This window comes from Streptomyces sp. NPDC006265, from assembly GCF_040613555.1.
Classification (GTDB): Bacteria; Actinomycetota; Actinomycetes; order Streptomycetales; family Streptomycetaceae; genus Streptomyces.
The window spans coordinates 1-6,918 of the sequence record NZ_JBEXSH010000478.1 but is presented as its reverse complement, the minus strand read 5'-3'; the positions used below and the strand labels follow the sequence as shown (position 1 = coordinate 6,918).

The window sequence follows — 6,918 nt, the reverse complement described above, 5'->3', positions numbered from 1 at the left end:
GGCCTCATCGAACGGCTCGGCATCCCGCCCCGGCTGCGCCGTCGGCCGCTGCCGAGCGGCGGCGGCGAGTCGCCGCTGCGCGGACTCGTCTTGATCGACCTGCCCGACCACGACTCCGCGGCCGTACAGCACCGCCGGCACGTGGACCGCATCCTGGCGCTCGTCGACGCGGTCATCTGGGTCGTCGACCCGGAGAAGTACGCCGACGCCGTGCTCCACGAGCGCTATCTGCGGCCGATGGCGGCCCACGCCGAGGTCATGTTCGTCGTCCTCAACCAGATCGACCGGCTGCCCGGGGAAGCCGCCGAGCAGGTCCTCGACGATCTGCGGCGGCTCCTCGACGAGGACGGCATCGCCCTCGGCGAGTACGGCGAGCCGGGCACGACCGTGCTCGCGCTGTCCGCGCTCACCGGGGACGGCGTCGGCGAACTGCGGGAGGCCCTCGGCCAGTTCGTCTCGGACCGGGGGGCGGCGAACCGCCGTATCTCGGCCGACGTGGACATCGCCGCGGCCCGGTTGTGGCCCGTCTACGCCACCCAGCGGCGGACCGGGCTCAGCGAGCAGGCCCGAGAGGAGTTCTCCGACCGTCTCGCGGACGCGGTGGGCGCCACGGCGGCGGGCGAGGCGGCCGAGCGCGCGTGGCTGCGCAACGCCAACCGCGCCTGCGGTACGCCCTGGCTGCGGTTGTGGCGCTGGTACCAGGACCGTGGCGAGCCCACCACGGGCCGCCTCCCCTCGCGTACGCAGGCCGACGAGGAGGCCACCGCACGGCAGCGGGTCGAGCAGGCGGTGCGGACCGTGGCCGACCGGGCGTCGGCCGGGCTGCCCGCGCCCTGGGCGCAGGCGGTGCGCGAGGCGGCCGTCCGCGGCTCGCAGGGACTGCCCGAGGCGCTGGACGAGCTGACCGTGCGCGCGGGCGTGCCGACGGGGCGGCCGCCACGCCCGGGATGGTGGCCGGTGGCCGTCCTCGTCCAGGCGTCCATGACGATCCTGCAGTTCCTGGGCGGACTGTGGCTGCTGGGCCAGATCATCGGGGTCATGGCGCCGAACCTTGGGGTGCCGGTGCTGCTGATGGTGATCGGCATCGTCGGCGGCCCGCTCATCGAGTGGAGCTGCCGGCTGGCCGCCCGCGGCCCGGCCAGACGCTACGGCCTGGAGGCGGAACGCCGGTTGCGGGAGGCGGCGGCCGGATGCGGCAGGGCCCGGGTCCTGGACCCGGTGGCGGCGGAGCTGCTGCGGTACCGGGAGGTCCGGGAACAGTACGGGAGGGTGGTGGGAACGGGGCGCTGATGAACCGGCGATCAGGCAGCGTGCTGATGGACCGGCGGTGAGGCGGGGTGGGTGCTGACGGGTACGGCCGCCCCGGGGCATCACCCCTGCGGGTGGCGGCCTTGTCCACAGGCGGCCGGTGATCCACAGCGCTCAGCGGGCCCGGCCCGGCGGCGGCAGTCTGGCAGACACAGCCGTACGGGACGGGCCCGTACGCGTGTCGGCCCGGCACGGGTGCCGTAGCCCGGGCGAGGGAGGGTTCGCGATGAACGAGACGATGGTCTGCGCGGTCGGCAGGGTGGCGACGCAGCCGGTGTACCGGGAGATGGCGTCCGGCCCGTCGGCGAGGTTCAGGATGGCGGTGACCGCGCGCTACTGGGACCGTGAGAAGAACACGTGGACGGACGGGCACACCAACTTCTTCACCGTGTGGGCCAACCGCCAGCTGGCCACGAACACGGCGGCGTCGCTGACGGTCGGCGAGCCCGTGATCGTGCAGGGCAGGCTGAAGGTACGGACCGACGTACGCGAAGGGCAGAGCTGGACGTCGGCGGACATCGACGCCGTGGCGATCGGCCACGATCTGGCTTGGGGCACATCGGCCTTCAGGCGTGCGGGCAAGACGGAGACGGCGCCCTCGCCCGCACAGCCTGAGCCCAACTGGGAGATGTCTCCCGAGGGTAGTTCCGCCGAACCAGGTCACGCGCATACACAACACCCGTCGGAGGCGGCGCTACTGACGTGACGTCAGTCACCGGCGCGCCTGCCCGGACTGTGGCTTATCGGTGAGTGCGCACCGAACGGCCAGGGGTTGATTTGTCGATACACCCTGCTCACCAGGGATCTTGGCGATAACGATTCCGAGTCGGATCACCCGTCCGACCGTCCGACCGGCAGGCGGGCTCCCACACGTCCCTAGGATGCCGGACATGGCTCTCGGGACTCATGTGTCCTGTGAGTCCTCTGATTCTGCTGGTGGGACCGTCCCCCCACGTCAACGGTCCTGCTCGAAGGGGAATTTGGTGTTTGCTTCGTTCTCTGAGCTGTTCGTACGCAGGCGAGGTGCGGCCCGCCTCGCCACCGCGACCGTACTGACCGGGCTCGTCGCCGCGGCCGGGCTGGCCGGTGCCGGCCCGGCCGCTGCGGACGAGTCGACGCAGAGTCAGGGCGGCGCGGCCGCGACGATAGGCGGCCTCAAGACCTTCGGCGCTGCAGTGATACACGCCGGCACCGGTGACCAGGAGATCTCGGCGGGCCTGTTCGAGATGTCCGTCGACGGCGGCGGCATGCTGCAGACGTACTGCGTCGACCTCCACAACCCCACGCAGCGGGACGCCAAGTACCACGAGACGTCCTGGAGCGGCACGTCCCTGGGCGCCAACAAGGACGCCGGCAAGATCCGCTGGATTCTGCAGAACTCCTACCCGCAGGTCAACGACCTCGCGACGCTGGCGCGAAAGGCGGGCGTGCGCGGAGCACTGACCGAGCAGGATGCCGCGGCCGGCACGCAGGTGGCGATCTGGCGCTACTCGGACGACATCGCGGTCGACGCCCTCGACCCGCAGGCCGAGCAGCTCGCCGACTACCTGGAGAAGAACGCCCGCAATCTGCCCGAGCCCCGTGCCTCGCTCACCCTGGAGCCCTCAGCGGTCTCCGGGCGGCCGGGGGAGCGGCTCGGACCGGTGACGGTGCGCACCAACGCCGGCAGCGCGACGGTCACCCCGCCCGCGGACGCCGCCACGAGCGGAGTGCGGGTCGTCGACAAGCAGGGCAAGGCCGTCACCTCCACGCCCGACGGCGGGCAGGTGTTCTTCGACGTGCCCGAGGACGCGGCAGCCGGTACGGCCGAATTGACCGTGCAGGCCTCGACCACCGTGCCGGTCGGCCGGGCCTTCGCCTCCGAGAGCCGCAGCCAGACGCAGATCCTGGCCGGTTCCAGCGAGTCGACGGTGTCCGCGACGGCCGGGGCGACCTGGGCGAAACACGGGCCGATCCCGGCGCTGTCGGCGGCGAAGAACTGCGCCGAGGGAGGCGTCGACATCATCGCCTCCAACAAGGGCGACGAGCCGTTCACCTTCGAACTGGCCGGTCTGGAGCACACCATCGCCGCGGGCGAGTCCCGCACGGTGACGGTCCCGATCCAGGAGGACCAGGCCTACGACTTCACGATCCACGGCCCGGGCGGCCTCGAGAAGCGCTTCACCGGCATGCTGGACTGCCAGACCCGCGGCAGCGACACCGGCACCACCACCCAGACCCTCAGCGAACCGAGCCCGGCGACGGTGGGCGGCACGGCCCCCGACACCAACCTCGCCGAAACGGGCAGCTCCGGCATCACCCCCCTGATCGCGGGCGTCGCCATCGGCCTGGTCCTGATCGGCGGAACGACACTGATCGTGCTGCGGCGCAGGGAGGCGACGGCAGGGGAGTGACCCGGGCGATCGACAGGAGCGAGCGGGCGGCCGGCCTGACACAGGAGAGCGGCAGGCCGCCGACGCCGGAGGGCACGGGCATGGACGATGTGAGCCAGGCGATCGCAGGCGAGCTCCAGCTCATGGATCCGCTTGTCCGGGCATCGCGCGAGCGCGTCACGCAGCTGCTCGACCCCGAGTTCGTGGAGGTCGGCGCCTTGGGACGGCGATCGACCTACGAAACTTGCGGCGCCACGGGCAGACCGTCTCGACGCTGGGCAGCTCGAACATCTCGACCAGGTCCTCAGGCGTCAGGAACCGGTTCGGCAGCTCTGAGGCCATGGTCAGTACTCCCCTTCGGTGAGTGAGCCGTTTTCAAAGTCGCTCAGCAGGCGACGGGAAGTTCTGGGCCGCCCGACAGGTGGAGTTGCAGCCGCTGGGGAGGGACCGCGTCGTCTCGTCGGGTGGTGCGGGTCTTGTGCTGCGTCGGCGGGCGGAGACCTGCGGTGTGATCACTCAGACGCCTCACAGGCTGACGACGACCAGGGCGGTGTCGTCTGTGACGCCTTCGGCGGGGATCAGGTCGTTCATCACAGCATCGGCGAGTGCTCCGGGGGTGGTGAGTTCCTTGTGGCGGATCAGGGCGTCGGTGAGTTGGCTGAGTCCGGTGTCGATGTCCTGGTGGCGGCGTTCGATGAGTCCGTCGGTGTAGAGCAGGAGGGTGCCGCCGTCGGTGAAGGCGGTGGTGGCTTCCGGCCGAGGGCTGGACTCGAAGACGGCATCCAGCGGCGGATCGGTCGCCTGGTCCAACAACTCCACAGTGCCGTCGGTACGAAGAAGGACCGGAGGGGGGTGGCCGGCGCTGGAGTAGGTGATGAGGTGGCGGCTGAAGTCGATGAAGGCGGTCACCGCGGTGGTCGACTCGGCGCCGGTGACGCAATGCGCGTACCGGCCGAGGACCTCGAGGGCCTGTGCGGGGCCGGTGGCGACCAGGGAGGTGGCGGACAGGGCGCTGCGGAGCTGGCCCATGATGCCTGCGGCCTCCAGGCCGTGGCCGACGACATCGCCTACGGCCACGGCGATCTTGTCGCCGTCCTGGAGTTGGACCAGGTCGTACCAATCGCCACAGACGTTGAGGGAGCCGACCGCGGGCCGGTAGCGGACGGCGAACCGGTGATGGCCGATCGGGGGCAGGACGGGGAGCATGGCGCGCTGCAGGGCGAGGGCGACCTCACGCTCGCGGGCGTGAGCGCGACGCAGGCGCTCGTTGATTTCGTGCAGCTGCCGCATCCGGCTGAAGAGCTCGGCCTCGAGCCGGAGTGGGCCGTCCGGCCGGCTGGTGGCGCGCAGGAGTTCAGTGACTTCCTCGACGCGGTGGATCACCAGGGCGATCTGGCCGTCGGGCGCGAAGACGGGCGCGTTGACCACGCTCCAGTAGCGTTCCTCCCAATGGCCGGGGCGCTGGGCGGATTCCACGTCGTAGCGCTGCAGGTCCATGTCGATCTTGCGGTTGGCCAGGACCTCGCGCAGGGATGCCTCCAGGTGGCGGGCATCGGAGGCTGCCGGGTCCCGCGGGCTGCCGGGGAAGGCGTCGAAGAGGTAGCGGCCCACCACCTGGTCGCGGCTGCGTCCGGCCTGGCGCAGCCACGCGAGGTTGGCGTCGGCGAAGACCAGCTCGGGCGTCAGCAGAGCGACCGCGCCCGGTCCTGGCCGAGCGCGCCCCGGCTGCGCTGCGGGTGATGGACCCCTTCCACGTCGTCGCCTGGGCCACCGAGGCCTTGGACACCGAGCGCCGCGCGTCCCTGGAACCGGGCCCGCCGGGAACTGGGCGACGCCGAACGGGCGCGGGCCTTGAAGGACTCCCGCTTCGCGCTGTGGAAGAACGAGGCCGACCTCACCGACAGCCAGGCCGCCAAGCTCACCTGGATCGCCGTCACTGACCCCCGCCTGCACCGTGCCTGGCGCCTGAAGGAAGCCCTGCGCGCCGTGTTCACCCTCGTCCGCACCGGCCCCGGGCCGCTCTGCAGAGCCCATGATTGCCGGGGAAGTTGGGATTCATGGGGTCCAAGAAGAAGCCGCCGTACGACGCCGAGTTCCGTGAGGGCGCGGTGCGCATCGTGGTCGAGACCGGGAGGTCGGCCGGGGACGTCGCCGAGGAAGTCGCGGGCGATCAGGAGTGCGTGGGCGACACCGAGCGGCGCCGCCTGGCGCAGGTAGGTGACGCGCAGGCCGAAGCACGAACCGTCGCCCACGGCGGCCCTGATCTCCGGCTCGGTCGCGCCCACGACGAGACCCACCTCGGTGATCCCGGCAGCCGCGACGGCCTCCGGGCCGTAGAAGAGCACCGGCTTGTCGGCGACCGGGACGAGCTGCTTGGCCGAGGTGGGGGTGAGCGGAGGCAGCCGCGTGCCGCTGCCGCCGGAGAGCACCAGCGCCTTCACGAGCCGCTCTCCTCGCCGAGTGCGTGGACCACGGCCAGCTGGGCGGGGGCGTGCAGGTGCAGCAGTTCCTCGAAGCGGGCGGCGTGGCCGGGGGCCGAGCAGAACACCGGTACGGCGAGCGCGTAGGCACCGCGGAGCGGGACGATCAAGGGCTCGGGGCCGCGGTCCCCTGAAACCTCGGCCTCCGTCGGCACCTTGCCCTCCCCTGAAACCTCGTCCTCCCCCGGCACGTCCTCGGAGGGCGTCGGGTTCACGAAGTCCTCGCTGTTGCGCAGGCGTCGGATCCTGGCGCGGCTGTCCTCCTGAGCTGCGCGGGTGAGTTCGGCGCGCGCGGCCGGCTCGCGGAGCGCGTCGCGGATGCGCCGGGCGGCCCTGGCGTCGGGGGTGACGTAGAGCGCCGCCAGGTGGGAGGGGGCGACGCTGTACCTGCGGGTGGTGCCGCCCTCGTAGAGGGTGACGGTCCTGGCGGTGGTGGTACGCACCTGGTGGCCCGCGTCGGCGAGCCTGAGCAGCAGGTCCCAGTCCTCCAGCCCCTCGGTGACCCGCCAGCCGCCGACGGACTCCACCACCCCGCGCCGGTGGGCGAGTCGGCTGGGCTCGAAGAGCGGGTCGAGCACCTGGAGCTCGGGGTGCCAGCACATGTCCCACCAGGCGCTGCGCCGGATCACGGCTCCGGTGTCGTCGACCGCCCGGTAGCCGGTGGCCACCACGGGCGCGCCCGCCTCGAGCAGCGGCAGGACACCGGCCAGGTGGTCGGGGCGCCACAGGTCGTCGTGGTCGATGTAGGCCACGTACCG

General features: G+C 71.9%; 5 protein-coding genes and 4 pseudogenes. 5 read left to right on the top strand and 4 right to left on the bottom strand.

Annotated elements, in window-relative coordinates:
• The 4 genes and pseudogenes from ABZ281_RS30930 to ABZ281_RS30915 all read left to right on the top strand — a co-directional run.
• Positions 1-1,290: GTP-binding protein (locus tag ABZ281_RS30930; RefSeq protein WP_356660817.1), on the top strand; the 1,290-nt coding region annotated here is incomplete at its 5' end.
• Between the two features lie 244 nt (positions 1,291-1,534).
• Complete coding sequence (locus tag ABZ281_RS30925; RefSeq protein WP_356660815.1) at positions 1,535-2,014, top strand: single-stranded DNA-binding protein; 480 nt, start codon at positions 1,535-1,537, stop codon at positions 2,012-2,014.
• A gap of 277 nt (positions 2,015-2,291) precedes the next feature.
• Positions 2,292-3,701, top strand: a complete 1,410-nt coding sequence (locus tag ABZ281_RS30920) for a Cys-Gln thioester bond-forming surface protein (protein ID WP_356660813.1) — start codon at positions 2,292-2,294, stop codon at positions 3,699-3,701.
• An 80-nt stretch (positions 3,702-3,781) separates the two neighbouring features.
• Positions 3,782-3,922: pseudogene (locus ABZ281_RS30915) on the top strand (DUF4440 domain-containing protein); the annotation flags it as partial.
• A 1-nt stretch (position 3,923) separates the two neighbouring features.
• On the opposite strand, the pseudogene ABZ281_RS30910 reads toward ABZ281_RS30915, so the two are convergent.
• Both ABZ281_RS30910 and ABZ281_RS30905 read right to left on the bottom strand, forming a co-directional pair.
• Positions 3,924-4,022: pseudogene (locus ABZ281_RS30910) on the bottom strand (DNA-binding protein); the annotation flags it as partial.
• 183 nt (positions 4,023-4,205) lie between these two features.
• The gene (locus ABZ281_RS30905; protein ID WP_356660819.1) at positions 4,206-5,369 is read right to left on the bottom strand and encodes a SpoIIE family protein phosphatase; all 1,164 of its coding nucleotides are present in this window, start codon (positions 5,367-5,369) and stop codon (positions 4,206-4,208) included.
• A gap of 14 nt (positions 5,370-5,383) precedes the next feature.
• Between ABZ281_RS30905 and ABZ281_RS30900 the strand changes: the two are divergent.
• Positions 5,384-5,678 (top strand): annotated as a pseudogene (locus ABZ281_RS30900) (transposase); the annotation flags it as partial.
• A gap of 149 nt (positions 5,679-5,827) precedes the next feature.
• Here ABZ281_RS30900 and ABZ281_RS30895 read toward each other — a convergent pair.
• Both ABZ281_RS30895 and ABZ281_RS30890 read right to left on the bottom strand, forming a co-directional pair.
• Positions 5,828-6,121: pseudogene (locus tag ABZ281_RS30895) on the bottom strand (sugar phosphate nucleotidyltransferase); the annotation flags it as partial.
• Positions 6,118-6,918: glycosyltransferase family 2 protein (locus ABZ281_RS30890; protein WP_356660811.1), on the bottom strand; the 801-nt coding region annotated here is incomplete at its 5' end. The gene ABZ281_RS30890 and the pseudogene ABZ281_RS30895, both read right to left, overlap by 4 nt.

Excerpts from the sequence above, each read along its gene's own strand:
- ABZ281_RS30925 (WP_356660815.1), top strand. The coding sequence starts at position 1,535 with ATGAACGAGACGATGGTCTGCGCGGTCGGCAGGGTGGCGACGCAGCCG.